This is a genomic window from Streptomyces sp. NPDC001732 (assembly GCF_053596315.1).
In genome coordinates this window covers 1-23,607 of the sequence record NZ_JBSFFY010000051.1, presented here as the reverse complement: position 1 = coordinate 23,607, position 23,607 = coordinate 1, and the positions used below count along the sequence as shown (strand labels likewise).

Annotated in this window: 24 protein-coding genes; 12 read left to right on the top strand and 12 right to left on the bottom strand. The window is 72.5% G+C overall.

The annotated features are described in order from the left end of the window. Positions 1 to 15: 15 nt before the first annotated feature. Entirely contained in the window at positions 16 to 1,251 is a 1,236-nt protein-coding gene (locus tag ACWCXX_RS31450; RefSeq protein WP_451133185.1) for a trans-sulfuration enzyme family protein, read from the bottom strand. Between the two features lie 59 nt (positions 1,252 to 1,310). Between ACWCXX_RS31450 and ACWCXX_RS31445 the strand changes: the two genes are divergently transcribed. Continuing rightward, the gene (locus tag ACWCXX_RS31445; protein ID WP_451133183.1) at positions 1,311 to 1,808 is read left to right on the top strand and encodes an Lrp/AsnC family transcriptional regulator; all 498 of its coding nucleotides are present in this window, start codon (positions 1,311 to 1,313) and stop codon (positions 1,806 to 1,808) included. A 49-nt stretch (positions 1,809 to 1,857) separates the two neighbouring features. Further along, positions 1,858 to 3,543 (top strand): DUF885 domain-containing protein, encoded by a 1,686-nt coding sequence (locus tag ACWCXX_RS31440; protein ID WP_451133181.1) that lies wholly within the window; start codon positions 1,858 to 1,860, stop codon positions 3,541 to 3,543. Between the two features lie 91 nt (positions 3,544 to 3,634). Here ACWCXX_RS31440 and ACWCXX_RS31435 read toward each other — a convergent pair whose 3' ends face one another. Further along, the gene (locus ACWCXX_RS31435) at positions 3,635 to 4,120 is read right to left on the bottom strand and encodes a rhodanese-like domain-containing protein (protein ID WP_451133179.1); all 486 of its coding nucleotides are present in this window, start codon (positions 4,118 to 4,120) and stop codon (positions 3,635 to 3,637) included. 93 nt (positions 4,121 to 4,213) lie between these two features. Here ACWCXX_RS31435 and ACWCXX_RS31430 point away from each other — a divergent pair, with 93 nt between their 5' ends. Then, entirely contained in the window at positions 4,214 to 4,660 is a 447-nt protein-coding gene (locus ACWCXX_RS31430) for an Lrp/AsnC family transcriptional regulator (protein ID WP_451133177.1), read from the top strand. On the opposite strand, the gene ACWCXX_RS31425 is transcribed toward ACWCXX_RS31430, so the two are convergent. The 3 genes from ACWCXX_RS31425 to ACWCXX_RS31415 form a co-directional block, all read right to left on the bottom strand. Continuing rightward, the gene (locus tag ACWCXX_RS31425; RefSeq protein WP_451133175.1) at positions 4,650 to 7,700 is read right to left on the bottom strand and encodes an AAA family ATPase; all 3,051 of its coding nucleotides are present in this window, start codon (positions 7,698 to 7,700) and stop codon (positions 4,650 to 4,652) included. The two genes, ACWCXX_RS31430 and ACWCXX_RS31425, sit on opposite strands and share 11 nt — an antisense overlap. Next, the gene (locus ACWCXX_RS31420) at positions 7,697 to 8,863 is read right to left on the bottom strand and encodes an exonuclease SbcCD subunit D (RefSeq protein WP_451133173.1); all 1,167 of its coding nucleotides are present in this window, start codon (positions 8,861 to 8,863) and stop codon (positions 7,697 to 7,699) included. The genes ACWCXX_RS31425 and ACWCXX_RS31420 overlap by 4 nt, the downstream gene beginning before the upstream one ends. 229 nt (positions 8,864 to 9,092) lie before the next feature. Then, positions 9,093 to 9,719 carry a YigZ family protein gene (locus ACWCXX_RS31415; RefSeq protein WP_451133171.1) on the bottom strand — a complete coding sequence of 209 codons (627 nt, stop codon included), beginning with the start codon at positions 9,717 to 9,719 and terminating at the stop codon, positions 9,093 to 9,095. Between the two features lie 58 nt (positions 9,720 to 9,777). On the opposite strand from ACWCXX_RS31415, the gene ACWCXX_RS31410 reads away from it, so the two are divergent. Further along, the gene (locus ACWCXX_RS31410) at positions 9,778 to 10,188 is read left to right on the top strand and encodes a CoA-binding protein (protein ID WP_451133169.1); all 411 of its coding nucleotides are present in this window, start codon (positions 9,778 to 9,780) and stop codon (positions 10,186 to 10,188) included. Between the two features lie 93 nt (positions 10,189 to 10,281). Beyond that, positions 10,282 to 11,133, top strand: a complete 852-nt coding sequence (locus tag ACWCXX_RS31405) for an aminoglycoside N(3)-acetyltransferase (protein WP_451133167.1) — start codon at positions 10,282 to 10,284, stop codon at positions 11,131 to 11,133. Between the two features lie 31 nt (positions 11,134 to 11,164). Here the strand turns inward: ACWCXX_RS31405 and ACWCXX_RS31400 are convergent, their stop codons facing one another. Together ACWCXX_RS31400 and ACWCXX_RS31395 are read right to left on the bottom strand one after the other, a co-directional pair. Next, positions 11,165 to 11,725 (bottom strand): YbaK/EbsC family protein, encoded by a 561-nt coding sequence (locus ACWCXX_RS31400; RefSeq protein ID WP_451133165.1) that lies wholly within the window; start codon positions 11,723 to 11,725, stop codon positions 11,165 to 11,167. Positions 11,726 to 11,898: 173 nt separating this feature from the next. Next, positions 11,899 to 12,654, bottom strand: coding sequence for an acyltransferase (locus tag ACWCXX_RS31395; RefSeq protein WP_451133163.1), 756 nt, complete (start codon positions 12,652 to 12,654; stop codon positions 11,899 to 11,901). A gap of 181 nt (positions 12,655 to 12,835) precedes the next feature. Between ACWCXX_RS31395 and ACWCXX_RS31390 the strand changes: the two genes are divergently transcribed. Continuing rightward, complete coding sequence (locus ACWCXX_RS31390) at positions 12,836 to 13,366, top strand: gamma carbonic anhydrase family protein (RefSeq protein WP_451133161.1); 531 nt, start codon at positions 12,836 to 12,838, stop codon at positions 13,364 to 13,366. A 125-nt stretch (positions 13,367 to 13,491) separates the two neighbouring features. On the opposite strand, the gene ACWCXX_RS31385 is transcribed toward ACWCXX_RS31390, so the two are convergent. Further along, positions 13,492 to 14,151 carry a DedA family protein gene (locus tag ACWCXX_RS31385; RefSeq protein WP_451133159.1) on the bottom strand — a complete coding sequence of 220 codons (660 nt, stop codon included), beginning with the start codon at positions 14,149 to 14,151 and terminating at the stop codon, positions 13,492 to 13,494. A 158-nt stretch (positions 14,152 to 14,309) separates the two neighbouring features. Next, a complete protein-coding gene (locus ACWCXX_RS31380; protein WP_451133224.1) occupies positions 14,310 to 14,747 on the bottom strand; it encodes a DUF4442 domain-containing protein in 438 nt (145 codons plus the stop codon). A gap of 143 nt (positions 14,748 to 14,890) precedes the next feature. Between ACWCXX_RS31380 and ACWCXX_RS31375 the strand changes: the two genes are divergently transcribed. Together ACWCXX_RS31375 and ACWCXX_RS31370 are read left to right on the top strand one after the other, a co-directional pair. Then, the gene (locus tag ACWCXX_RS31375; RefSeq protein ID WP_451133157.1) at positions 14,891 to 15,946 is read left to right on the top strand and encodes a hypothetical protein; all 1,056 of its coding nucleotides are present in this window, start codon (positions 14,891 to 14,893) and stop codon (positions 15,944 to 15,946) included. 61 nt (positions 15,947 to 16,007) lie between these two features. Further along, on the top strand, positions 16,008 to 17,327 hold the full coding sequence (locus ACWCXX_RS31370) for an MFS transporter (protein ID WP_451133155.1): 1,320 nt from the start codon (positions 16,008 to 16,010) through the stop codon (positions 17,325 to 17,327). On the opposite strand, the gene ACWCXX_RS31365 is transcribed toward ACWCXX_RS31370, so the two are convergent. The 3 genes from ACWCXX_RS31365 to tuf form a co-directional block, all read right to left on the bottom strand. Beyond that, the gene (locus ACWCXX_RS31365; RefSeq protein WP_451133153.1) at positions 17,289 to 18,134 is read right to left on the bottom strand and encodes a spermidine synthase; all 846 of its coding nucleotides are present in this window, start codon (positions 18,132 to 18,134) and stop codon (positions 17,289 to 17,291) included. The two genes, ACWCXX_RS31370 and ACWCXX_RS31365, sit on opposite strands and share 39 nt — an antisense overlap. 22 nt (positions 18,135 to 18,156) lie before the next feature. Further along, positions 18,157 to 19,002 (bottom strand): patatin-like phospholipase family protein, encoded by an 846-nt coding sequence (locus ACWCXX_RS31360; RefSeq protein WP_451133151.1) that lies wholly within the window; start codon positions 19,000 to 19,002, stop codon positions 18,157 to 18,159. Between the two features lie 67 nt (positions 19,003 to 19,069). Next, the gene (tuf, locus tag ACWCXX_RS31355; protein WP_451133150.1) at positions 19,070 to 20,239 is read right to left on the bottom strand and encodes an elongation factor Tu; all 1,170 of its coding nucleotides are present in this window, start codon (positions 20,237 to 20,239) and stop codon (positions 19,070 to 19,072) included. A gap of 452 nt (positions 20,240 to 20,691) precedes the next feature. On the opposite strand from tuf, the gene ACWCXX_RS31350 reads away from it, so the two are divergent. From ACWCXX_RS31350 to ACWCXX_RS31335, 4 genes are all read left to right on the top strand, one after another. Continuing rightward, positions 20,692 to 21,405, top strand: a complete 714-nt coding sequence (locus ACWCXX_RS31350) for a TVP38/TMEM64 family protein (RefSeq protein WP_451133149.1) — start codon at positions 20,692 to 20,694, stop codon at positions 21,403 to 21,405. Positions 21,406 to 21,638: 233 nt separating this feature from the next. Further along, on the top strand, positions 21,639 to 22,511 hold the full coding sequence (locus tag ACWCXX_RS31345) for an undecaprenyl-diphosphate phosphatase (RefSeq protein WP_451133147.1): 873 nt from the start codon (positions 21,639 to 21,641) through the stop codon (positions 22,509 to 22,511). A gap of 515 nt (positions 22,512 to 23,026) precedes the next feature. Beyond that, entirely contained in the window at positions 23,027 to 23,275 is a 249-nt protein-coding gene (locus tag ACWCXX_RS31340) for a helix-turn-helix domain-containing protein (RefSeq protein WP_451133145.1), read from the top strand. Between the two features lie 29 nt (positions 23,276 to 23,304). Continuing rightward, on the top strand, positions 23,305 to 23,607 hold a 303-nt coding region (locus ACWCXX_RS31335), incomplete at its 3' end, for a helix-turn-helix domain-containing protein (RefSeq protein ID WP_451133143.1).

Below are 23,607 nucleotides of genomic sequence, written 5' to 3'. Positions count from 1 at the left end.
CCGCCACGGGACGCCCTACCCGGCGACCTCCTCGGGCAGGACGTCCCGGCGGACGCTTCCACCGGCGTGAACCTCCCTCGGCGCGCCGTCCGCCGGCGAGTCCAGCGCCTGGCACAGGTCGGCCCACAGGTCCTCGACGTCCTCCAGGCCGACCGACATGCGCAGCAGTCGGTCCCCGACGCCGGCCGCCTGCCGGTCCCCCTCCTCCACGATGCGGTGGCTGATGGAGGCCGGGTGCTGGATCAGGGTGTCCACGCTGCCGAGGCTGACCGCGGGCGTGATGAGCCGTACGGCCGAGATCACCCGGTGCGGGTCCCCGTGGACCTCGAACGAGACCATCGCGCCGCCCACCTTCGGGTAGTGGACCCTGGCGACGCGCGGATCGGCGTTCAGTCTGCGGGCCAGCTCGGCGGCGCTCGCGGAAGCCGCCCGCACCCGCACCGGGAGCGTGGCGAGGCCGCGCAGCAGCAGGTATCCGGCCATCGGGTGCAGCACCCCGCCGGTGGCGAAGCGTATCTGCCGCAGCCCGGCGGCGAACTCCTCGTCGCAGGCGACGACCCCGCCCATCACGTCGCCGTGGCCGCCCAGGTACTTGGTGGCGCTGTGCAGCACGATCCGCGCGCCGTCCTCGACGGGCCGCTGGAGCACGGGGGTGGCGAAGGTGTTGTCGACGAGCAGCGGAACGGAGCCGCAGGAGTGCGCGATCGCGCGGATGTCGACCTCGGCGAGTGTCGGGTTGGCGGGCGTCTCCACCATCACCAGGCCGGTGTCAGGGCGGATCGCGTCGGCGATTCCCGCCGGGTCGGTCCAGGTCACCTCCGTGCCCAGCAGGCCGGCGCCGAGCAGGTGGTCGCTGCATCCGTAGAGCGGCCGGACGGCGACCACGTGACGCAGTCCCGCGCTCGCCCGGACCAGCAGCACGGCGGTGAGCGCCGCCATTCCGCTGGCGAACGCCACGGCGCTCTCGGTCCCTTCGAGGCGGGCGAGAGCGGTCTCGAACCGGGCCGTCGTCGGGTTGTCCAGCCGTGCGTAGACCGGCGGCCCTTCGAGTCTGGCGCCGGTGGCGGCGAAGGTGTCGATCCGCTCGGCCTCGCCCCTGGCGTCGTACGAGGGGTAGGTGGTGGACAGATCGATCGGCGGGGCGTGCAGTCCGAGGGCCGCGAGGTCGTCGCGGCCCGCGTGCACGGCTTCGGTGGCCAGCGCCCTGGACCGGGTTGCCGTCGGGGGCGCCATCGAGGTTTCAGTGTCCATGCCATCACTCTGAATATTCACCGGGTACATGCGGGCATACCCCGTGCTACGTTCGCCCAATGGCCGATTCAGTCGTTCTCGATCCGGTGGATCTGCACATTCTGCGACTGTTGCAGAACGATGCCCGGACCACTTACCGCGAGCTGGCCGCCGAGGTGGGCGTCGCGCCGTCGACCTGTCTGGACCGGGTGGCCAGGCTGCGGCGCACCGGTGTCATCCTCGGCCACCAGCTGCGGCTGGACCCCGCGCGGCTGGGCCGCGGCCTGGAGGCGCTGCTCTCCGTGCAGGTCCGTCCGCACCGCAGGGAGCTCATCGGCCCGTTCGTCGAACGCATCAGGTCGTTGCCGGAGTCCCGTGCGCTCTTCCATCTGACCGGCCCGGACGACTATCTGGTCCATGTGGCGGTCACGGGCACGGCCGATCTGCAACGTCTCGTGCTCGACGAGTTCACCTCGCGCCGTGAAGTGGCCCGGGTCGAGACCCGGTTGATCTTCCAGCAGTGGGAGTGCGGGCCGTTGCTGCCGCCGTCCGCGGAATCGGCGGAGTCCGGCCGCTGAAGCCGAATGGCGATGGCGCGAAAGCCCCCTGCCGTACGAGGATGGCCACATGCCAGACACTTCCAGCAGCGCGCTGCCCCGTCAGGTCGCCGACGCCTACGTCGACGCCTACATCGAACTCGACCCGATCGCCGGTACGTACCTGGGGGTCGCGGAGAGTTCGCGCCGTCTCCCCGACTTCTCCCCCGCCGGACAGGAGGCTCTCGCCGAACTGGCCCGCACCACCCTGGCGAAGCTCGACGCCGCGGAGCGGCTGCCCGGCGCGGACGACGATGCCGAGCGCCGCTGCGGTCGTCTTCTGCGCGAGCGCCTCATGGCGGAACTCGCCGTCCACGAAGCCGACGAGGGGCTGCGCGCGGTCTCCAACCTGTCCTCCCCCGCGCACAGCCTCCGTGAGGTGTTCACGGTGACACCGACCGGGACCGACGAGGAGTGGGCGGCGGTCGTGGACCGGCTGCGCGCGGTTCCCGCCGCGCTGGAGGGCTACCGCGAGTCGCTCGCGCTCGGCCTGGAACGCAAGTTGTACGGCGGGCCGCGCGCCACCGCCACCTTCGTCGGTCAGCTCGACGAGTGGGCCGGTGGCGACGGGGCGGGCTTCTTCCAGGACTTCGTGGCCGCCGGTCCGGCGGGGCTCCGTGCCGAGCTGGACGAGGGCGCCCGGCGGGCCGAGGAGTCGGTCGCCGCGCTCCGCGACTGGATGCGCGACGTGTACGCCCCCGCGGTGGAGGGTGCGCCGGACACGGTGGGCCGCGAGCGGTACGCCCGCTGGTCGCGCTACTACAACGGCACCGACCTGGACCTCGACGAGGCGTACGCGTACGGCTGGTCCGAGTACCACCGGCTGCTCGCCGAGATGCGGGCCGAGGCCGAGAAGGTGCTGCCCGGGGCCGGTCCCTGGGAGGCGCTCGCCCACCTCGACGTGCACGGGACGCACATCGAGGGGGTGGACGAGGTCCGGGCGTGGCTCCAGGGCCTGATGGACGAGGCGATCGAGGCGCTCGACGGCACGCACTTCGAACTCGCCGAGCGGGTGCGGAAGGTGGAGTCGCACATCGCCCCGCCCGGCGGTGCCGCCGCGCCGTACTACACCGGTCCGTCCGAGGACTTCTCGCGCCCCGGCCGCACCTGGCTGCCCACGATGGGCGAGACCCGCTTCCCGGTGTACGACCTGGTGTCCACCTGGTACCACGAGGGTGTGCCCGGCCACCATCTGCAGATCGCCCAGTGGACGCACGTGGCCGACAGCCTGTCCCGCTACCAGGCGTCGATCGGCGGGGTCAGCGCCAACTGCGAGGGCTGGGCGCTCTACGCGGAGCGGCTCATGGACGAGCTGGGATTCCTGCCCGACGCGGAGCGCCGCCTCGGCTATCTGGACGCGCAGATGATGCGGGCCTGCCGGGTGATCGTGGACATCGGCATGCACGCGGAGATGGAGATTCCGGCGGACTCCCCGTTCCACCCCGGTGAGCGGTGGACCCCCGATCTGGCACAGGAGTTCTTCGGCAACCACAGCGGCCGTCCCGCCGACTTCGTGGAGAGCGAACTGACCCGTTATCTGTCCATGCCGGGGCAGGCCATCGGCTACAAGCTGGGCGAGCGCGCCTGGCTGCTGGGCCGGGAGAACGCCCGCAAGGCGCACGGCGACGCGTTCGACGCCAAGTCCTGGCACATGGCCGCCCTGTCCCAGGGGCCGCTCGGGCTCGACGACCTCGTGGACGAGCTGTCCAGGCTCTGACCGGTCGTCCGACGAGAGGACCGAGGAGCGCCGTTCCCGGCCGCCGCGGCATTCCGCGCGGTGGCCGGGAACGGCGCTCGCGGGGGTGGTGTCAGCAGCCGCAGGCCGATCCGACCGGCGCGGTGAGCGGGTCCGCCGCCCGCCGCTCGCGCCCCTGCCCGGTCTCGAACTCGAAGCCCTCGCGCACCCAGTACTCGAAGCCGCCGAGCATCTCCTTGACCCGGTAGCCGAGTCCGGCGAGGGCGAGCGCGGCCCGGACCCCACCGTTGCAGCCGGGGCCCCAGCAGTACGTGACCACGGGGACGGCCGGGTCGAGAAGGGTCCGGGCCCGCTCGGGAACGAGGGCGGTCGGCAGATGGACCGCGCCGGGCACGTGCCCCTGGTCCCATGCCTCGATGGAGCGCGAGTCCAGCAGCACGAAGCCCGGGTCCCCGTCCGCCGCGAGCGCTGCGGCCACGTCGGAGACGTCGGCGTGGAAGGCGAGCGAGGCGCCGAAGTGGGCGACGGCCGCCGCCGGGGAGGCCGGCGGGACGCGGAGGACGGGGTTGGCCGTTGCTGCGGCGGTCTGCGTTGTCATGACCGAAAATCTACGGTCGGCACCCCGCTCCCGGAAGATGAGATCCCCGGCACATCTCTTGATCTGCCAGGGATTTCCCTGTTGGCTCCGGGCATGACCGACTATTCCCCGGACGCCACCGACTGGCGCATCCTCGATGTCCTGCAACGTGACGGCCGCGCGACCTTCGCCGAGCTGGCGCGGGCGGTGGCGATGTCCCCGAGCGCGGTGACCGAACGGGTGCGCAGGCTGGAGGAGGCCGGGGTGATCAGCGGCTACGCCGCCGTGGTCGACCCGGAACGGCTCGGGTTGCCGATCCTCGCCCTCGTACGGCTGCGCTACCCGAACGGCCATTACAAGCCGTTCCATGATCTGCTCGACACGACTCCGGAGATCGTGGAGGCCCATCACGTCACCGGCGACGACTGCTTCGTGCTGAAGGTCACCGCCCGTTCGATGCGGCACCTGGAGGAGGTCTCGGGCAGGATCGGCACCCTCGGCTCCGTGACCACCAGCGTCGTCTACTCCTCGCCGCTCCCCCGGCGCCCCGTCAGCCGCTGAGCGCGTCGGCGCCGCGGTGCCGGACCGCCGATCCGTGCCGCTCCTTCACCACTTCGAGCTGTGCGGGAATGCGGCGGCGCAGGTCGGCGACATGGCTGACGATGCCGACGCTGCGGTCCCGCTCGCGCAACGAGTCCAGTACGTCGAGCACTTCGTCGAGGGTCTGGTCGTCCAGGCTGCCGAAGCCCTCGTCGATGAAGAGGGTGTCCAGCCGTACGCCGCCCGCCTCGTCGGTGACGACGTCGGCGAGGCCGAGCGCGAGGGCGAGCGAGGCGAAGAACGTCTCGCCGCCCGAGAGCGTGGCCGTGTCGCGCTCGCGGCCGGTCCAGGCGTCGACGACGTGCAGTCCGAGCCCCGCCCTGCGGCCCCCGGTGCGGGCGTCGGAGTGGACCAGCGTGTACCGGCCGGACGACATGCGCTGCAACCGGGCGGTGGCCGCGGCGGCGACCTGTTCGAGCCGGGCGGCGAGCACGTACGACTCCAGCCGCATCTTGCGTTCGTTGTCGGCGGAGGTTCCGGCGGTGAGCCCCGCCAGCCGTGCCACCCGGTCGTACTCCTCGCGCAGCGGACCGAGCCCGCGCACCTCCCGCTCGGCCTCCCGCGAGAGCCGCCCGAGTTCGGCGCAGCGCTCGCGCGCGGCGGCCACCGCGGCGGAGGCGTTCCGCAGCAGTCCTTCGGCCGTGTCGTACGCGGTCTGCGCGGCGGCCACCGCGGCCGGCGGGCGCTGTGCGGCGTCCCGGGTCTCCGTCTCGGCGAGCCGGTCGGCCACGGCCGCCGCCTCGGACTGCCAGTCGTCGACGAGGTACTGGAGTTCGCGCTGCGCGGTCTCGGTGAGCAGGTTCTGCGCCGCGGCCCGCGGGGTGTCGAACCCGGCCCGGAACGCGGCATCCGCGAGCCGGTCGTCGGCCTCCTTGCGGCGCTGTGCGGCCTCCTCCTCCGCGCGCACCGCCCCGGCGGCCTCGGCGAGCAGACCGACCCGGCGCTCCAGCAGTCCGGCGTGCTCGGCCACGGTGCCGGACGCGCCGCGGACGGCCACCAACCCGGCCTCCAGCGCCGCCTGTTCACGGTCCAGGCCCTCCCGCTGCGAGGTGCGGGCGGCGGCCCGGCGCTCGGCCCGCTGCCGGGCGTCGAGCCGCTCGGCATGCTCCCGCTCGGCGGCCGCGAGGGCCTCGCGCGCCGCGTGCATACCGGCCGCGGTGCGGTGCGCCTCGGCGTGCGCGCTCGTCAACCGGTCGACGAGCGCGCCGAGTTCGAAGACGGTGGGATCGGGGGCGACGGGCTCCGGCCCGTCCCCCGGCCGGGGCTCCGCCGTGCGGGCGGCCGTGCGCGCGGCCGCGTGCTGTTCGCGCACGACGCCCAGTTCCCGGTCCGCCGCGGTGCGCGCCTCCTCGGCGCGCCGGTACGCGTCGAGGGCCCGTTCCTCGGTGGCCCGGTCGACGTGTCCGTCGGCGGCGCGGGCCGGTCTGGGGTGGTCGGCCGAGCCGCAGACCTTGCAGTCCTCGCCGTCCACCAGTTCCGCCGCGAGTTCCGCCGCGATGTCGCGCAGCCGTCGCTCGCGCAGCTCCAGCCAGGATTCGTGGGCGTCGGCGGCGTGTTCGCGGGCCCCGGCCAGCCGCTCGGCCGCGGCCGAGACCCGGAGGGCGAGCGCGTCACGACGGCGGGCCGCCTCCAGCCGCGTGCGGGCGGGCTCCAGCCGGCCGGCGAGCTGTTCGGCCAGGGTGGCGGCCTCCTGGGCCTCCTCGATGCGGGCCCGCAGGCCGTTCCGGGTGTCCTCCCAGCCGGCCAGCCAGCCGTCCGCCTCGCGGATCAGCTCGTCGTCGTCCCTGGCCTGGCGTTCCAGTGCGGCGCGCTCGACGTCGATCTCGGCACTGCGCCGCTCGGCACCGCGCGCGGCGTCGAGGCCGCCGAGCTCCTGCCTCAGCCGCCCCTCCAGTTCCGCCAGTTGTTCGGCACCGGCGTCGGCCAGGGTGTCCGGCAGCGACGCGCGGGCCCGGTCGCGGGCCGCCAGGGCCGCGTGGTACGCGCGCTCGGCCTCGTCGCGCAGGTCCAGGGCGGGCGCGACGAGGTCCGCCTTGCGGGCGCGGGCGAGCCGGTCGCGGTTCTCCTCGTGGCCGGGGCGGCGGGCCTCGACCGCGGCGGAGCGGCGCAGCGTCTCCTCGTGGCGCCGCTGGAGCGCCGCGAGTTCGCGTGTCCGCTCGAGGTCTTCCAGGGCGGCCGCCCGCCGGGTTTCGGCCATGGTCAGTGCGGACGTGGCGATGTCGAGCCGTTCGCGGGCGCCGCTGCGTGCCGTCGCGGCCCATTCCAGGACGCCGTCGGCGAGGCCGGGTTCTCCGGGCCGGATGTCGGGGAGCGGCGTCCCGGCGACCGGTCCGGCAGCCTGGGCGATCCGCTGGGCCGTCCCGACGATGCGTTCGTCACCGGCCCTGACCTGGGCCTCGGCGGTACGGCGCAGTTCCGCCAGGCGCTCCTCCACGGCGGCGAAACGGCGGGTGTCGAAGAGCCTGCCGAGCAGTTTGCCGCGGGCCTCGGCGTCGGCGCGCAGGAAGCGCGCGAAGTCGCCCTGCGGCAGGAGCACCACCTGGCAGAACTGTTCCCTGCTCATCCCGATGAGCTGGGTGATCTCCTCGCCGATCTCCTGGTGGGAGCGGCTGAGCGGCTGCCAGCCCTTGTCCGGGCGGTGTTCCCGCAGCCCGCTCCAGGCCTTCTCCGTCGTGAAGCCGCTGCCCTTCCGCTTGGGGCGGGGCTGGGCCGGGCGGCGGGTGATTTCGAGGCGTCTGCCGCCGACGGTCAGCTCCAGCCGGACCTCGGTGGCGACGTCCACCGGGGCGTGGTCGCTGCGCAGGGAGGTGCCGGGACTCTGTCTCGCCCCGGGCACCGCCCCGTACAGGGCGTAGCAGACGGCGTCGAGGACCGAGGTCTTCCCGGCGCCGGTCGGCCCGTGCAGCAGGAAGAGCCCGGCCGAGGAGAGCGCGTCGAAGTCGATGTCCTGGGTGGTTCCGAACGGCCCGAAGGCGGTGATGGCGAGCCGGTGGAGCCTCAACGGTTCACCTCGCGCACGCCGTCGTCCACCCGTACGTGGTCGAAGGCGCCGCGCAGCACCGTCCGTTCCTGTTCGTCGGCCGCCGATCCGCCCCGCACATGTGCCACGAAATCCTCCGCGATCTGCTGGTCGTCGCGCCCCTTGAGGCGCTGTGCGTACGAGGCGAGCGGGTCCTCGGGGGCCCGGTCGGGTTCGAACACGAGGCTGAGCGTGTGCGGGAACCGCTCGGCGAGCCGGGCCATCGGCTCGGCCGGGCGCACCGGGTCGGTGAGGGTGGCCTCGATCCAGGAGTCCCGGTGCCGTTCCAGCGCGGGGTCCTCGACGAGGTCGTCGAGGCGGCCCCGGAGCCGGGCGAGCGGGCGGGGCACGGGGCAGTCGACGCGTTCGGCGACGATCGTGCCGGGGGCGTCGAGGTCGACCAGCCACATGGTCTTGCGGTGGTCGGCCTCGGAGAAGGAGTACGCGAGCGGCGAACCCGAGTAGCGGACCCGCTCGGTGACGGTCTGACAGCCGTGCAGATGGCCGAGCGCCACGTAGTCGACGCCGTCGAAGATCCCCGAGGGGACGGCGGCCACTCCGCCGACGGTGATGTCGCGCTCGCTTTCGCTGGGTTCGCCACCGGCGACGAAGGCGTGGGCGAGCACCACGGAGCGGGTGCCGCGGGGGCGGTTCGCGAGGTCGGCGCGCACCTGTTCCATGGCCGCGCCGAGCACCGCCTCGTGCCCGGCACGCCCGGCCCCGAGGACATCCTTGACCAGGGCGGGTTCCAGGTAGGGCAGCCCGTAGAACGCCACGCCGCCGTGCCGGTCGGACAGGACGAGGGGGGTGGCGCAGTCGGCGGGATCGGTGCGCAGGTGGATTCCGGCCCGCTCGATCAGTCCCGCGCCGACGCCCAGCCTGCGGGCCGAGTCGTGGTTCCCGGAGATCATCACGGTGGGCACTTCGGCGGCGGCGAGCCGGTGCAGCGCGTCGTCGAAGAGTTCCACGGCGGACAGGGGCGGAACGGCTCTGTCGTACACGTCACCCGCGACGAGCACGACGTCCACCTCGCGCTCGCGCACCGTCGCCACCAGGTGGTCCAGGTAGGCGGCCTGGGCCTCGAGCAGGGGAACCCGGTGGAACGACCGTCCGAGGTGCCAGTCCGACGTGTGCAGAATTCTCAAGAGCCGGCTCCGACCTTCATCGTTCTCTCCCTCGCCCCCGGGCCCGCGGCGGCCGCTACCGTGCCGGGCCCGCCCCGTGCCCCCGTCGGCGGCAACGGCCCCTCCTCGTCCGCCGCCGACAGTCTTCCATCACCGCCGGTCTCCTCGGGCGGGAAGATCGATCTGCCCTCTCACCGAAGAGCCGTCACGTCCCTTTCGCGCCGTATGACGGGTTAATCCTCATGGTGGTTCAGGCGTCCCCGTACGCCTCGCCGCCCAGTTCGAGTTCCGCCTCGCCCGCCGTCACGTCGGCCAGCCAGCCGCGGAACGCTTCGACGTCCGCGTCCGGCAGCCCGATCTCGATGACGACGGCGTCCGTGTAGCGGACCTCGCGCACGCTGCGGCCGGTGGCGCGGAGGTCGTTCTCCAGCTTGCCCGCGCGCTGGTGGCCGACGGTGATCGTGGCGAGGCGGAACCGGCGGCGGGTGAGGGTGCCGAGCGCGTCGAGGGCTTCGCCGACCACTCCCCCGTAGGCCCTGATCAGCCCGCCCGCGCCGAGTTTGACGCCGCCGTAGTAGCGGGTGACGACGGCGACGACGTACCGCATCTCGCGGCGCGTCAGCATCTGGAGCATGGGCACCCCGGCGGTGCCGCCGGGTTCCCCGTCGTCGCTCGCCTTCTGCACCGAGGCGTCGGCGCCGATCACGTAGGCGAAGCAGTTGTGGGTGGCGGTGGGGTGCTCCTTGCGGACGCGCGCGACGAAGTCCTGCGCCTCCTGTTCGGTGGCGACGGGGGCGAGCGCGCAGATGAAACGCGATCGGTTGATCTCGGTCTCGTGCACACCCGCTCGGGCGACTGTCCGGTACTGCTCCTGCATCCGGCCAGCCTATGCCCCGTACGGGAATGGTCCGGGGCCGCCGTCCGTTGTCCGGATCATGTACGCAGACGAAGAGACGATCCGCAGGATTCTCCGCGACGGCGGCGACACCTGGGCGGTGGTGGGACTGTCCGACAACCGGTCCCGCGCGGCCTACCGCGTGGCCGAGGTGCTGCAGCGCTTCGGCAAGCGGGTGGTTCCGGTGCATCCGAAGGCGGAGCGGGTCCACGGCGAGGAGGGCTACGCCTCGCTGGCCGACATACCGTTCCCGGTCGACGTGGTGGACGTCTTCGTCAACAGCGACCTGGCCGGTGCGGTGGCCGACGAGGCGGTCGCGGTGGGTGCCGGGGCCGTCTGGTTCCAACTCGGCGTGATCGACACGAAGGCGTACGACCGTACGCGCGCCGCCGGGCTCGACATGGTGATGGACCGGTGCCCCGCCATCGAGATCCCGGCCCTTCCGGCCTGAATCCGACGGCCGGAATCCGGGTGTGCCACCTCACCCTGGCGGCCGAATGTGCGTGGTGTCACGTCCGGCCCGCGGCTGGGAGAATGGCCCGCTGTGAGTACTACGACCGTGCGGTCCCTCCCCCATGCCCGCAGCGGGCTGGCCGGCCAGCTGTCCGAGCTCGGCGTGAAGCGCAACGGCGTCCTCCTGGTGCACGCGTCGATGCGCGCGGTCGGCTCGGTGAGCGGTGGTGTCCGCGCGATGGTCGACGCCCTGCGGGACGCGGTCGGGAACCACGGCACGCTCGTCGTCCCCGCCTTCACCCCGGAGAACTCCGACACCTCCCCGCACTACCTCGCCCGGGTGCGCGGTCTCACGGACCGGGCCCGGGAGGCGGTGCGGGCGAGCATGCCCCCCTTCGATCCGGCGATGACGGCGGCCCCGTCGATGGGGGCCCTCCCGGAGGCCGTGCGGCTCACCGACGGAGCGGTGCGCAGCCTGCACCCCCAGACGTCCTTCGCCGCGCTCGGTCCCCTGGCCCGATACCTGGTGGCGCGTCATTCCCCCGACTGCCACCTCGGCGAGGCCTCGCCGCTGGCCCGTCTCTACGACCGACGGGCCCATGTGCTCATGCTGGGCACCGGTTTCGACACCTGCACCGCCTTCCATCTCGGCGAGTACCGGGTACCGGCCCCGCCCCGGCGCAGCTATCGCTGTGTGGTGACCACCGGAGGGCGGCGCCAGTGGTGGGAGTACGAGGACGTCGCCCTGGACGACAGCGACTTCGCGGCTCTCGGGGCCGACTTCGTGCGGTCGGACCTGGGGGCGTCGGTCCGTACCGGAGTGGTGGGTTCGGCGACGAGCAGGCTCTTCCGCCTCGACGACGCCGTGGACTTCGCGACCCGCTGGCTGTCCTCGCACCGCACCGGCGCGCCGGTGCCGTCCCTCTGCCGCTCGCCCGGCTGAGCACGGGTTCCCGGTGGGGCGGCAGTCCTGTTCAGCCCCGGATGCCGAGCCCCTCGACGAGCGTCGCGCCCGGCAGTGCGGCCAGCGCCTTTCCCGGGACGATGAGCTTGCCGCGGCGGCTGCCGCTGCCGATCAGCACCCACTCCTCGTCGACGACGGCGGGATCGATCAGCAGCGGCCACGCGGCCGGGAGTCCGACCGGGGTGATGCCGCCGTACTCCATGCCGGTCTCGCCGACCGCCGTGTCCATGGCGGCGAAGGACGCCTTGCGGGCGCCCAGGTGTCTGCGGACCGCGCCGTTCACGTCGACGCGGGAGTGGGAGAGGACGAGGCAGGCCGCGAGCGTCACCTCGCCGCCGCGCCTGCCCGCCACCACGACGCAGTTGGCCGAGGTGTCGAGCAGTTCCGCCCCGTGGTGCTCGACGAAGACGGCCGTGTCGGCGACGGCCGGATCCGTGTCCACGTGGATGATCCGCTCGGCGGGGAACCCGCCCCAGCCCTCGGCCACGGCCGCGGCGACGGGCCCGGGGAGCAGGTCGAGGCGGTCGGCGGCCGGGCCGGCGTTGTCGAAGGATCCGATGGGGGCGCGCATGCGCGTCACGCTAACAACACCCCGGCGACCCCGGCGGACCGTCTCACCGTACGGGCGGAACGGAACCGCCGTGGCGGCTTTGGCCGGTCCGGGCGTGCGGGCGAGCGACGGCCTCGCCGGGCGTGCCCCGGCGGCTCCGGCCGGTCCTGGCACGCGGCCCCTCCCCCGTCCCGTCAGGCGTCGGACGGGTCCGGTGTCTCGCCCGGGTCCGCCAGGGCCAGCAGCTGTTCGGGCGTGACGCCTGCCGGGATCGGCACCGGGGCGGGGGTGCGCAGCGGCGGCTGCCAGCCCTTCTCCGGGTCCCAGCTGCGCACGACGCGGGCGGGGGCACCGGCCACCACCGCGTGGTCGGGCACCTCGCCCCGTACCACCGCGCCCGCGGCGACCACCACGTTGCGCCCGAGCGTGGCGCCGGGGAGTATCACCGCTCCGGTGCCGATCCAGCAGCCGGGTCCGATGGAGACGGGTTCCATGCGGGGCCACTGCCGGCCGACCGGCTCGTGCGGGTCGTCGTAGCTGTGGTTCGTGGACGTGATGTAGACGTACGGGCCGCAGTACGTGTCCGGGCCGATGGTCACCGTGGTGTCGGCGACCACATGGCTGCCCCGGCCGAGCACCACCCCGTCCCCCAGGGTCAGGATGGGATCGGGGCCGAGGTCCAGGTCGGGCATGAGGCCGGCCGTCAGCGTGACCTGCTCGCCGATGATGCAGTGCGCGCCGAGCTCGATCCACGGTTCGCCGAAGACCGTGCCCTGCGGGAAGGCCAGCCGGGTTCCGGCGCCGATCCGGCCGAAGCGCAGCCTGCCGGGGTGGTCCGCGGTGACCGCGCCCGCCTCCTGCACCCAGCGCCAGCCGCGGTGGACGGCCCGGGACAGGACACGCCGCCGCCAGGCGGCAAGAGATGAGAACGCGTTCCTGTTCTTCGGCACTCGCACACGGTAGTCGGCGGCGGACGACCCGATCACCGCGACGACCTGTGATGTTCACCCCACCGGGCAGCGGGCGGCCGACCGTCGCATACCGTTCCTCGGAAGCGGCCGAACGGCTGCGGCCGGCCGCCGGGACCGGGCGGTCCCGGCCGCACGACACCTGAGCACGGAGGAACGGGCGATGGCAGAGCGGGCGTTGATCATGCGAATGGGCGGCAAGGAGCCGGACGTCGACGCGGACGCCTTCACGGCGCCGACGTCGGTCGTCATCGGCGAGGTCACGATGGCCGCGGGCTCCAGCGTCTGGTACCAGGCCGTGCTGCGCGCCGACTGCGGCCCCATCGTCATCGGCGCCGACAGCAACATCCAGGACAACTGCAGCGTCCACGGCGACCCGGGATTCCCCGTCACGGTCGGCGAGCGCGTCTCGGTCGGGCACAACGCCGTGCTGCACGGCTGCACCGTCGAGGACGACGTCCTGGTCGGGATGGGCGCCACCGTCCTCAACGGCGCCCGCATCGGGGCCGGTTCGCTGATCGCGGCGCAGGCACTGGTCCCGCAGGGGATGCAGGTTCCTCCGGGCTCGCTCGTCGCGGGCGTCCCTGCCAGGGTCAAGAGGCAGCTGACCGAGGAGGAACTCGAAGGCATCAAATTCAACGCGGTGGGCTACGTGGAACTGGCCAGGGCCCACCGCCGGGCGCACGAGAGCTGAGAAACGGACGAGGAGGGCCCCGGCGGGAGCGGAGGCCGCCGGGGCGAGGCGTGGGACGGGTGGCCTGCCCGTCCTGCGGGCCGTACCCGCCACCGCCGCGCGGCGGTGGCGGCCCGTCCGGTCGGTCAGTCCGCGACCGGAACGATCCCCGCGTCGGACACGGGGACGGGAGAGGTGCGCGCCGCCGCCTTCTTGGCCCGGTTCTTCAGGATCAGCATCGAAGTCACGCCGACCAGCACCGCGGCCACGAGACCGAGGTAGGAGAACCGCTTGAGCCACGCCTCGGCGACGATGCCCACCGAGTAGATGACGGCCGTGGTGCCACCGGCCCAGACGATGCCGCCGAAGACGTTGGCGATCAGGAACTTCCAGTACGGCATGTGGAGCACGCCCGCCAGGGGGCCCGCAAAGATCCGCAGCAGTGCGACGAAGCGGCCGAAGAAGACCGCCCACATCCCCCACTTCTGGAACGACCGCTCCGCCAGCGCGATCTGGCTGTCGCCGAAGTGCTTGGGGAACTTCCCGCCGAGCCGGGCCAGCAGCGGCCGTCCGCCCTTGCGGCCGATGGCGTAGCCGATGGAGTCACCGATGATCGCGCCGGCCGAGGCGCAGGCGCCGAGGATCCAGGGGTTGATCCCGTCGTGTCCTGCGGCCAGCAGCGCCGCGCTGACCAGGACGATCTCGCCCGGCAGCGGAATACCGAGGCTCTCCAGTCCGATGACCACGCCCACCAGGGCGTACACGCTGATCGCGGGGACGGTCTCCAGCCATTCCTGGATGTGCAACGCCGGTTCCTTCCGTGCCGATGTCCCGTTGCCCGCCGGGCAACTCCTCGGCGCGCGGCGGGAAGCCTACCGGTACCGCCCTTCGTCCGGACAGCGCGAAGGGCCGCCACGCGCCCCCTTCCGGGAGGTGTGGCGGCCCCGTACGGAACCGGCCGGGATCAGGCGTTGGGACGCAGCGTCCAGACGACCGTCATCTCGCCGGTCACCGCGCCGTCCTCGCGCCGGATCTCGATGACCACGGGGAACTCCGGACGCCTGCCCTCGTCGAGTTCGGCGACGACGTCGGCCACCGGGCGGCCGAGGGTCGCCGTCGCGGTGACGACGCCCTTGGCCAGCTTCTTGTAGCCGATCTCCGCCTTCACCGCGAGCGGTACGGCACGCGACAGCTGGTCGCCGAAGGCGGCGATGACTATCGCGCCGCTCGCCGATTCCGCCAGTGTGAACATCGCCCCGGCGTGCGGTCCGCCGATGTGGTTGTGGTAGTCGGCCTGGTCCGGAAGCCGGACCACCGCGCGCTCGGCGGTCGTCTCCAGGAATTCGAGGTTGAGGGTCCGGGCCATCGGAACCGTCGCGACGAGCATCTCGCCGACGGACATCTGTGCAGCACTCATGGCCGGATGTTACTTGCGAGTAGAGCCTTTGGCCACCTCCGGCCCCTCCAACCGGAGCGCATCCTTCACCGTCCGCACACGGGGGCGGGCGTAGCAGACCGGCCACCGCCCCTCTATCGTTACTCGCCATGTGGCCAGGACAGCAGCCGCCCGGGGGCGAGCAAAACCCGCAGGACCAGAATCAGAACCCGTACCAGCAGCCGGGTTACCAGCAGCCGAATCCCTATCAGCAGCCGGGATATCAGCAGCAGGGCCAGCCCGGTCAGCAGCCGGGGTACCAGCAGCCCGGCTATCAGCAGCCGAACCCGTACCAGCAGCCGACCGTGGCGCAGTACCCGGTTCCCGGCCCGCCCGGCGCTCCGCAGCCCGGCGACAACGGCAGGAAGAAGACCACCGCGATCGCGATCGTCGCGGCCACCGCGGTCGTCGTGGCCGCCGTGGTGACCGGTGTCGTCGTGCTCAACAAGGACGACAAGAAGAAGGACGCCGCCGACGGCAAGAAGTCCTCGGCGCCGGCCGAGCCGTCCGACTCCGCCTCCTCCCCCGAGGCGAACCCGCGCGGTGAGGACGAGGACGCCAAGCCCCTCATTCCCGGCTGGAAGGTCGTCACCAACCCCAAGTGGGGCACCCGGTTCGACGTGCCCGGCGACTGGGAGGTCGGCACGCCCGGCACGTTCTCGTACTTCGAGGACGACAAGAAGGGTGACGGCTCGCCCCTCATCGGTTTCTCCGCGCCGTCGTACTACCAGAAGAAGTGGTGCGTGGACGACTCCGACAAGGACGGCAGCACGGAGGACATGAGCCTCGCGAGCGCCGGCACCAGGGGCGCCCAGGGCGCCACGGACGCCGCCAAGAACGCCCACAGCGAGGCCGGTACCTGGGCGTGGGCCGCCTACGCCCAGCACATGCCGCAGAGCACCATCAAGTTCACCCCCGCCAAGCAGTACACCACCAAGTCGGGTCTCACCGGCCAGGTCGTCACGGCCACCGCTCCCAACGTCACGAAGCGGAAGAAGTGCGACAGCGACGGCAAGGCCATCGCCTTCACCTTCAAGAACAAGAAGGGCGAGTTCGCCTCCTGGGTCCTCTACGGGGCCGACTCCGTCAAGGACGAGCTCCCGGACGCGACGATTCAGAAGATCCTCAGCACCGTGCGACTGGTGGAGGTCACGGAGGCCCCCTGACGTTCCCGCCCTCCCGGGAAACCAGTTGGCACGGTGGAGGCGCAGCGGCGATAGTCCCTGGGTGACCGCCGCTTCCGCCTCCGCCTCCACCGCCCCTCCGAGCCGTTCCGGCCGCAACTACCGTCTTCTGACCGCCGCCGCGATCATCACGGGCCTGGGTACCCATGGCGCGCTGATCGCGGCGGCGTTCGCCGTGCTGCAGGCGGGTGGAGACGGGGGCGACGTCGGTCTGGTGGCCGCGGCCAGGACCGTGCCGTTGGTGCTCTTCCTGCTGATCGGCGGGGCGATCGCGGACCGGCTGCCGCGCCACCGGGTGATGGTCGCGTCGAACACCGTCAACTGCCTCTCGCAGGCGGTCTTCGCCTGGCTGGTGCTGGCCGGTGATCCGAAGCTGTGGCAGATGATGCTGCTCACCGCGCTGTGCGGGACCGGGCAGGCGTTCTTCAACCCGGCGGCCGAGGGCATGCTGATGTCCAGCGTCAGCCATGAGCAGGCGAGCCGCGCCTTCGCGCTGTTCCGGATGGCCACGCAGGGCGCGACGATCGGCGGGGCGGCACTCGGCGGCGCCATGATCGCGGCGATGGACCCGGGCTGGGTGCTGGCCGTCGACGCCGCGGCCTTCGCGGTGGCGGGCGCGCTGCGCGCGTTCCTGGACGTCAGCCACATTCCCTCGCGCGCGCCGGGCGGCGGGCTGCTCGCCGACATGCGGGACGGCTGGCAGGAGTTCGTCGGCCGCCCCTGGCTGTGGAGCATCGTGGCGCAGTTCTCGGTGGTGGTCGCCGCGGTGGGCGCCGCCGAGTCGGTGTACGGGCCGCTGGTCGCCCGGGACGAGCTGGGCGGTGCCCGTCCGTGGGGCTTCGCGCTCGCCGCGTTCGGGGCCGGCACGCTGGGCGGGGCGCTCCTGATGACCCGCTGGAAGCCGCGGCGGATGCTGCTGGCCGGGACGCTCTGCGTCTTCCCGCTGGCCCTGCCCTCGGCGGGCCTCGCGGTGCCGTTGCCGGTGGCCTGGCTCTGCGTGGTGATGTTCGTCAGCGGCGTCGCCATCGAGGTGTTCGGGGTCGCGTGGATGACGGCCATGCACCAGGAGATCCCGGAGGAGAAGCTGTCGCGCGTCTCGGCGTACGACTGGTTCGGCTCGGTGGCGATGATGCCGGTGGCGACGGCGCTCGCGGGCCCGGTGGAGTCGCTGGTGGGACGCAGCCAGGCCCTGTGGGGCTGTGCGGGGCTGATCGTGCTGGTCACCGGGGCCGTGCTGTTCGTCCCCGAGGTGCGCAACCTGACCCGGCGCCCCGACTCCGCCGAAGTGGCGGCCAAGGCCCCGGGCCCGGTTCCCGATCCGGTCTCAGCCGATGCCGAAGGCCCCGTCGGGCGGCTCGGGTGAGGCGACCGCCTCGCCGTCCCCGACCGGCCGGGCGGATCCGGTGAGCCGGTCCAGCGCGGGGCCGTGCTCGACCCTGGCGGGAAAGGCGTCGGCGGCGCAGCGCCGGGTCAGGGCCGCGATGTCGACGGGGTGCCGGGACGCGACGAGGACGACGTTGCCGAAGCGCCGCCCGCGCAGCACCGCCGGTTCGGCGATCAGCGCGAGTTCCTCGAAGACGGCCGCGAAGGTGGCCAGTTGGGAGCGGAGGAAGTCGAAGGGCGCCCCGTCCGCGAGGTTGGCGGCGTAGATCCCGCCGTCGCGCAACGCCCTGCGGGCAGCTCGCGCGTACTCGACGGAGGTGAGGTGGGCGGGCACCCGCGAGCCGCCGAAGACGTCCCCGATCAGTACGTCGAGGGAGTCCGCCGCGGTCCGTTCCAGCAGGTCGCGGGCGTCCGTGCCGTGCACCGCGATCCCGCTGTCCCCGGGGAGGGGGAGCCGCTCGGCGACCAGTTCGAGCAGCCCGAGGTCGGCCTCGGCCACCTCCTGGCGGGAGCCCGGCCTGACCTCGGCCACGTAGCGGGGCAGGGTGAGCGCGCCGCCGCCGAGGTGGAGGACGTCCAGCGGCGCGCCCGGTGGTGCGGCGCAGTCGACGACACGGGCGAGCCGTCGCACGTACTCGAACTCCAGGTGGTCCGGAGCGTCGAGGTCCACGTACGACTGCGGCGCGCCGTCGACGGTGAGCAGCCAGGCCCTGTCCCGGTCCACGTCGGGGAGGAGTCTGGCGGTGCCCTGGTCCACGTCCCGGATCACGGGTATCGACTCGTTCACTCCCCCATTGTGGGGTGCCGGATCAGCTGCCGAGGACCGCGGCGACTGCTTCGACGTGCGCGGCCGCCTGGACGAGACCGGCTCGGGCCGCCTCGGCCCGTCGGCCCGGGTCGAGGGGGTTGCGGCCGAACGCCTTCTTCGACGCCGCGTCCGGGGTGACGACCTCGACGTGGGCGCCGTTCGCGACGAGTGCGGCCGCCTGCACGGCCGGCGAGACGATGGTTCTGCTGCCGCGCGCCGACGGGGCGATGACGACGACGCGCCGGTGACCGGCGGCGAGGTGGGCGTTGGCCGTGGAGTGCACCCCGCCGTCGATCCAGTCCCGTCCCCCGACCCGTGCGACGGGCCACACCCCGGGGACCGCCGAACTCGCGGTGACGGCGTCCACGAGGGGGACACCACTGTCCTTGTCGAACGTGTGGAGTTCGCCGGTGTCGGCGTCGACAGCGGTGATGCGCAGGGGGCGGTCGGGCCACTCCGGCGAGGGGAGACGCTCCGCGATCGCCGCGCGCCGCCCCTCCTCGTCGATGTCGGGTCGGGCGCCCCGCGCCAGTCGGCCCAGCCTCCGCCCGTACTCCTCGGCGGTACGGGCGAGGAGCACGGCCTTGGTGTAGCGCAGCAGGGTGAGTGCGCCGAGCCTGCCGCCCCTCATGCCCCGCGGGTCGGCGAGCTGGAGTTCGTAGAGTTCGGAAAGGCCGAGTGTCCCGGAGGCCAGCTGCGCGCCGACCGAGGCTCCGGCCGAGCTGCCGATGATCAGATCGGCAGTGGAGAGGTCCGCGCCCGCTTCCGCGAGTCCGTACAGGATCCCGGTCTCCCAGGCGCCGCCGACGACGCCGCCGGCACCGAGTACCAGTGCTGTGTCTGTCATACCGTCAGTCTTGCGCACGGCGCGGAGCCCGCCTCCCGCGGGGTACGGAGGAGGCGGGCCCCGGGCCTCAGAGAAGCCCGGTGACGGTGCCGGCGCCGACCGTGCGGCCGCCCTCGCGGATCGCGAAGCCGAGTCCGGTCTCCAGCGGGACGTCACGGCCCAGCTCGACGGTCAGGTCGACCGTGTCGCCGGGGCGCGCCACCGCCACCTCGCCGAGGTCCACGTCCCCGACGACGTCCGCCGTGCGGATGTAGAACTGTGGCCGGTAGCCGGTGGTGAGCGGCGTGGTGCGGCCGCCCTCCCGCGCCGACAGCACGTAGACCTGCGCGGTGAAGCGTCGGCTCGGCGTCACGCTGCCCGGCGCCGCGACCACGTGGCCGCGCCGGACCCGGTCGCGCTCCACACCGCGCAGCAGCAGGGCCACGTTGTCGCCGGCCTCGGCGGACTCCATCGGCTTCCCGAAGGTCTCCAGACCGGTGACGACCGTCTCGATGTCCGGTCCGAGCACCGACACCCGGTCGCCGAGGCGGACGGTGCCGCGCTCGACGGCTCCGGTGACGACGGTGCCCCGGCCGGTGATGGTCAGGACGTTCTCCACCGGGAGCAGGAACGGCGCGTCGGTGTAGCGGACCGGCATCGGCACGTACGTGTCGACGGCGTCCAGCAGCGCTTCCACGGCCGAGGTCCAGCGCGGGTCCCCCTCCAGGGCCTTCAGCCCCGAGACCCGCACGACGGGCACGCCGTCGCCCCCGTAGCCGTGTGCGGACAGCAGCTCGCGGACCTCCAGCTCGACCAGGTCGGTCAGCTCGGGGTCGCCCGCGTCCGCCTTGTTGAGGGCGACGACGATGTGGTCGACCCCCACCTGGCGGGCGAGCAGGACGTGCTCGGCGGTCTGCGGCATGATCCCGTCGAGCGCGGAGACGACGAGGATCGCCCCGTCGAGCTGGGCGGCGCCGGTGACCATGTTCTTGATGTAGTCGGCATGTCCCGGCATGTCCACGTGCGCGTAGTGACGGGTGTCGGTCTCGTACTCGACGTGCGCGATGTTGATGGTGATGCCGCGCTGCGTCTCCTCCGGGGCCCGGTCGATCCGGTCGAACGGGACGAACGTGCCGGTCCCCCGGTCGCTGAGGACCTTGGTGATGGCGGCGGTCAGGGTGGTCTTGCCGTGGTCGACGTGGCCCATGGTGCCGATGTTGAGGTGCGGCTTGGTGCGCACGTATGCCGTCTTGGGCATGGTTCATTCCTTGGAAGTCGAAGCTGTGACGAGGACCCCGGGGCCCGGCCGACCCTCCCCTTGCGGGGTCCGCCGGACTGTCGGGGGAGGGTCAGCTTCGGGCGCCGCCGATGGGCGCTGCGGCAGCGGTGGACGCCGCCGTGACGACTGCTGCGGTCGTGGGGCTCACGGCAGCCTTCGGCGCGTCCGCGACTGCGGACGACGCTGCGAGGGAGGCGTACCGGAACATGGGTCCGATGATGTCCGAGCCGTACCGTCCCGTCGAATGGTTTTCCCGGGGGACTCCCCGGGCCGGTACGGGAGTCGGGCACGCGCCCGCCGCCGGGGCCCGGCGCGCGGGGCGGGTGGGCGGCCGGTCGTACGGTGCGGCGCGGCGCGGGCCGTCTGTCGACCGGCCTCCCGCGCCGCGTGCATTGCGGCGTTCGTTCACCGGTGTCGGCTACTCTCCCGGCATGCTCGACCCCGTCCCCGCCGCCCGGCCCGCCACCGGCCTCGTCGTGCGCTGCACGAGGGCGCTGCTCTCGCCCTGGTCCCGGTTCTCGCTGCTCGTGGCGGTGCTGCTGGCCGCGGCGGTCGCGATGCTGTTCCTCGAACCCCAGCGGCTGCTCGCCACCGGCTGGCCCGCCCGGCTCGACGGGGGCGTCGTCGCGGTCGTCCTGTTCGGGGCCGCGTACGGCGCGTGCACCGTCGCCTTCGTGCCGCGTCCCCTGCTCAACCTCGCCGCGGGTGCGCTCTTCGGCACCCAGGCGGGGCTGGCCGCCGCCCTGGCGGGAACGGTGCTGGGCGCGGGCATCTCGTTCGGGCTGGGCCGGGTGCTCGGGCAGGACGCGCTGCGCCCGCTGCTGCGCGGGCGGTGGCTCAAGGCGGCGGACGGCCAGCTGAGCCGGCACGGATTCCGCTCGATGCTGGCGCTGCGGCTGTTCCCGGGCGTGCCGTTCGCGGCGGCCAACTACTGCGCGGCGGTGTCGCGCATGGGGTGTCCGCCCTTCCTGGTGGCCACCGGGCTCGGCTCGATCCCGAACACCGCGGCGTACGTGGTGGCGGGCAGCGAGGCGACGTCGCCGACGTCGCCCGCGTTCCTGGCCGCCATGGGCTTCATCGTGCTGACGGGGATCGGCGCGGCCTTCGTGGCCTGGCGCAAACGCCACCGGCTGCCCTCCGGGTGACGCTCTCCTCCTCCCGGTCCCCACGCCGGAACCGGGGGCAGGACCGGTGGCGGGGCGGCGGACGGCCCGGGGGTGTGCACGCCCCCGTTCATCCGGGGGAGATACCCTGCCCGCGACCGACCGAAGATCTGCGGGGCCTGCACGGCCCTGTTCTCCATTGACCGCTATACGCACACTGCCGACGGCTCCGCCGTCGGCCGATGCATGATCACCTCCAGGATGGCCAAAGCCCCATGAGCTGGTTCGAATCGTTCGTCCTGGGCCTCGTTCAGGGACTGACCGAGTTCCTGCCGATCTCCTCCAGCGCGCATCTGCGGCTCACCGCAGCGTTCGCCGGCTGGCACGATCCGGGGGCGGCGTTCACCGCCATCACCCAGATCGGCACGGAGGCGGCAGTCCTCATCTACTTCCGCAAGGACATCGTCCGGATCGTCTCGGCGTGGTTCCGTTCGCTGGTGGACCGGTCGATGCGCGGTGACCACGACGCCCAGATGGGCTGGCTGGTCATTGTGGGCTCCGTCCCCATCGGTGTGCTCGGTGTGACGCTCAAGGACCAGATCGAGGGCCCCTTCCGCGACCTGCGGCTGATCGCCACCACCCTGATCGTCATGGGCATCGTCCTCGGCATCGCCGACCGTCTCGCCGCGCGCGACGAGGCGGGCGGCAGGCACCGGGCCAGCAAGGAGCGCAAGACGCTCAAGGAGCTCGGTGTGAAGGACGGCCTGATCTTCGGCTGCTGCCAGGCGATGGCCCTGATCCCGGGCGTCTCCCGCTCCGGGGCCACCATCAGCGGCGGTCTGCTCATGGGGTACACCCGTGAGGCGGCGGCCCGGTACTCCTTCCTGCTCGCGATCCCCGCGGTGCTCGCCTCGGGCGTCTTCGAGCTGAAGGACGCGGGCGAGGGGCACGTGTCGTGGGGGCCGACGATCTTCGCGACCCTCATCGCGTTCGGTGTGGGTTACGCCGTCATCGCCTGGTTCATGAAGTTCATCACGACCAAGAGCTTCATGCCGTTCGTGATCTACCGGGTGCTGCTCGGTGTACTGCTGTTCGTGCTGGTGGCCGCAGGTGTGCTGAGTCCGCACGCGGGTGAGTCGGCGGGCTAGGCGGGGGGTTGGGCCCAATTTTGACACCCAACCCATTACCTGAAGCTGGAGATTCCTAGAGCAAGACAGAGGTGGTTCGAGCCTCCTCGACATGATCATCTCCCACCCGTCCCCCATTCGATCTCCCACATGAACGAACCAGGGCGAGGCCGCCACCTGGAGGGGTGGACCGCGACCTCGCCCTGGTCAGGCTGTTCAACGAATGACCGTGACACGTGACACGCACATGACCGTCATACGTTCGAGCGAATTTGAACAGGAGTGATCGAAAGAATTCCATGACCGTTCGCTCACCACTAAAGGGGTGCGCGGCAAGCGGACGGCTGCACAGGGAGACCCGGACTCGATGCCGAGTCGGCGGCCAGCGTCGCTTCGCCATTCAACCCGCGGTTCGCATATACCGAAAGGACACGCCGGGAAGTAATTCGAACTCATGTTCCCGGAAGCCCCGTCGTTGCAGCCATGCATGTAGCGACCATTTGGGCACTGACTCCTGATCGGTAGCCACAGACCGTTTGTCGAGTGCCACTCCGACCCCCCTCCCCGCCTGGGTTCTAACCCGCCGCTCAGCCCTTGGGCACCGCATAGCTGCGCTCCGCGGCGCGGCTGGACCGTCTCAGGACCAACTCGCCGATCGCGCAGACATGGAGCGGCGCAGCATTCAGCGGTACGAGGGCGCCGCCCGTGATCCCCGCTACAGCGACCTGCTCCTCATTGCCCGTGTCCTCGATGTCACCGTCGCCGACCTAAGGGTTGTCCCGTAACTACTGGTCACGGGTGAGATGATCTTGCTGTGTCTGGTGTGATCAGGGCGTCGGAGCCCTCCTGGATAGCCCCGTTCACCGGGTTGAGCCCGCGCCAGTTCGGCAAGCTGATCACCGCGCTCCGGCGTGAGGGTGCGGACCCGGTACGCAAGGGTCGGCCCTGGAGCCTGCCGCTGGAAGACCGCGTACTCCTGGTCGCCGCATACTGGCGAACGAACCTGACATTGCGCCAACTGGCCCCGCTTTTCGGGGTGTCCAAGTCGGCGGCCGACCGCATCATCGACCACCTCGGGCCGCGACTCGCGCTCCAGCAGCGCAAGCGGTTCCGCAAG

Excerpts from the sequence above, each read along its gene's own strand:
- tuf (WP_451133150.1), bottom strand. The coding sequence starts at position 20,239 with ATGCCCAAGACGGCATACGTGCGCACCAAGCCGCACCTCAACATCGGC.
- ACWCXX_RS31400 (WP_451133165.1), bottom strand. The coding sequence starts at position 11,725 with ATGCGCGCCCCCATCGGATCCTTCGACAACGCCGGCCCGGCCGCCGAC.
- ACWCXX_RS31390 (WP_451133161.1), top strand. The coding sequence starts at position 12,836 with ATGGCAGAGCGGGCGTTGATCATGCGAATGGGCGGCAAGGAGCCGGAC.
- ACWCXX_RS31345 (WP_451133147.1), top strand. The coding sequence starts at position 21,639 with ATGAGCTGGTTCGAATCGTTCGTCCTGGGCCTCGTTCAGGGACTGACC.
- ACWCXX_RS31435 (WP_451133179.1), bottom strand. The coding sequence starts at position 4,120 with ATGACAACGCAGACCGCCGCAGCAACGGCCAACCCCGTCCTCCGCGTC.
- ACWCXX_RS31445 (WP_451133183.1), top strand. The coding sequence starts at position 1,311 with ATGGCCGATTCAGTCGTTCTCGATCCGGTGGATCTGCACATTCTGCGA.
- ACWCXX_RS31380 (WP_451133224.1), bottom strand. The coding sequence starts at position 14,747 with ATGTCCGTCGGCGAGATGCTCGTCGCGACGGTTCCGATGGCCCGGACC.
- ACWCXX_RS31410 (WP_451133169.1), top strand. The coding sequence starts at position 9,778 with ATGTACGCAGACGAAGAGACGATCCGCAGGATTCTCCGCGACGGCGGC.
- ACWCXX_RS31440 (WP_451133181.1), top strand. The coding sequence starts at position 1,858 with ATGCCAGACACTTCCAGCAGCGCGCTGCCCCGTCAGGTCGCCGACGCC.
- ACWCXX_RS31450 (WP_451133185.1), bottom strand. The coding sequence starts at position 1,251 with ATGGACACTGAAACCTCGATGGCGCCCCCGACGGCAACCCGGTCCAGG.
- ACWCXX_RS31430 (WP_451133177.1), top strand. The coding sequence starts at position 4,214 with ATGACCGACTATTCCCCGGACGCCACCGACTGGCGCATCCTCGATGTC.
- ACWCXX_RS31350 (WP_451133149.1), top strand. The coding sequence starts at position 20,692 with ATGCTCGACCCCGTCCCCGCCGCCCGGCCCGCCACCGGCCTCGTCGTG.
- ACWCXX_RS31415 (WP_451133171.1), bottom strand. The coding sequence starts at position 9,719 with ATGCAGGAGCAGTACCGGACAGTCGCCCGAGCGGGTGTGCACGAGACC.
- ACWCXX_RS31360 (WP_451133151.1), bottom strand. The coding sequence starts at position 19,002 with ATGACAGACACAGCACTGGTACTCGGTGCCGGCGGCGTCGTCGGCGGC.
- ACWCXX_RS31375 (WP_451133157.1), top strand. The coding sequence starts at position 14,891 with ATGTGGCCAGGACAGCAGCCGCCCGGGGGCGAGCAAAACCCGCAGGAC.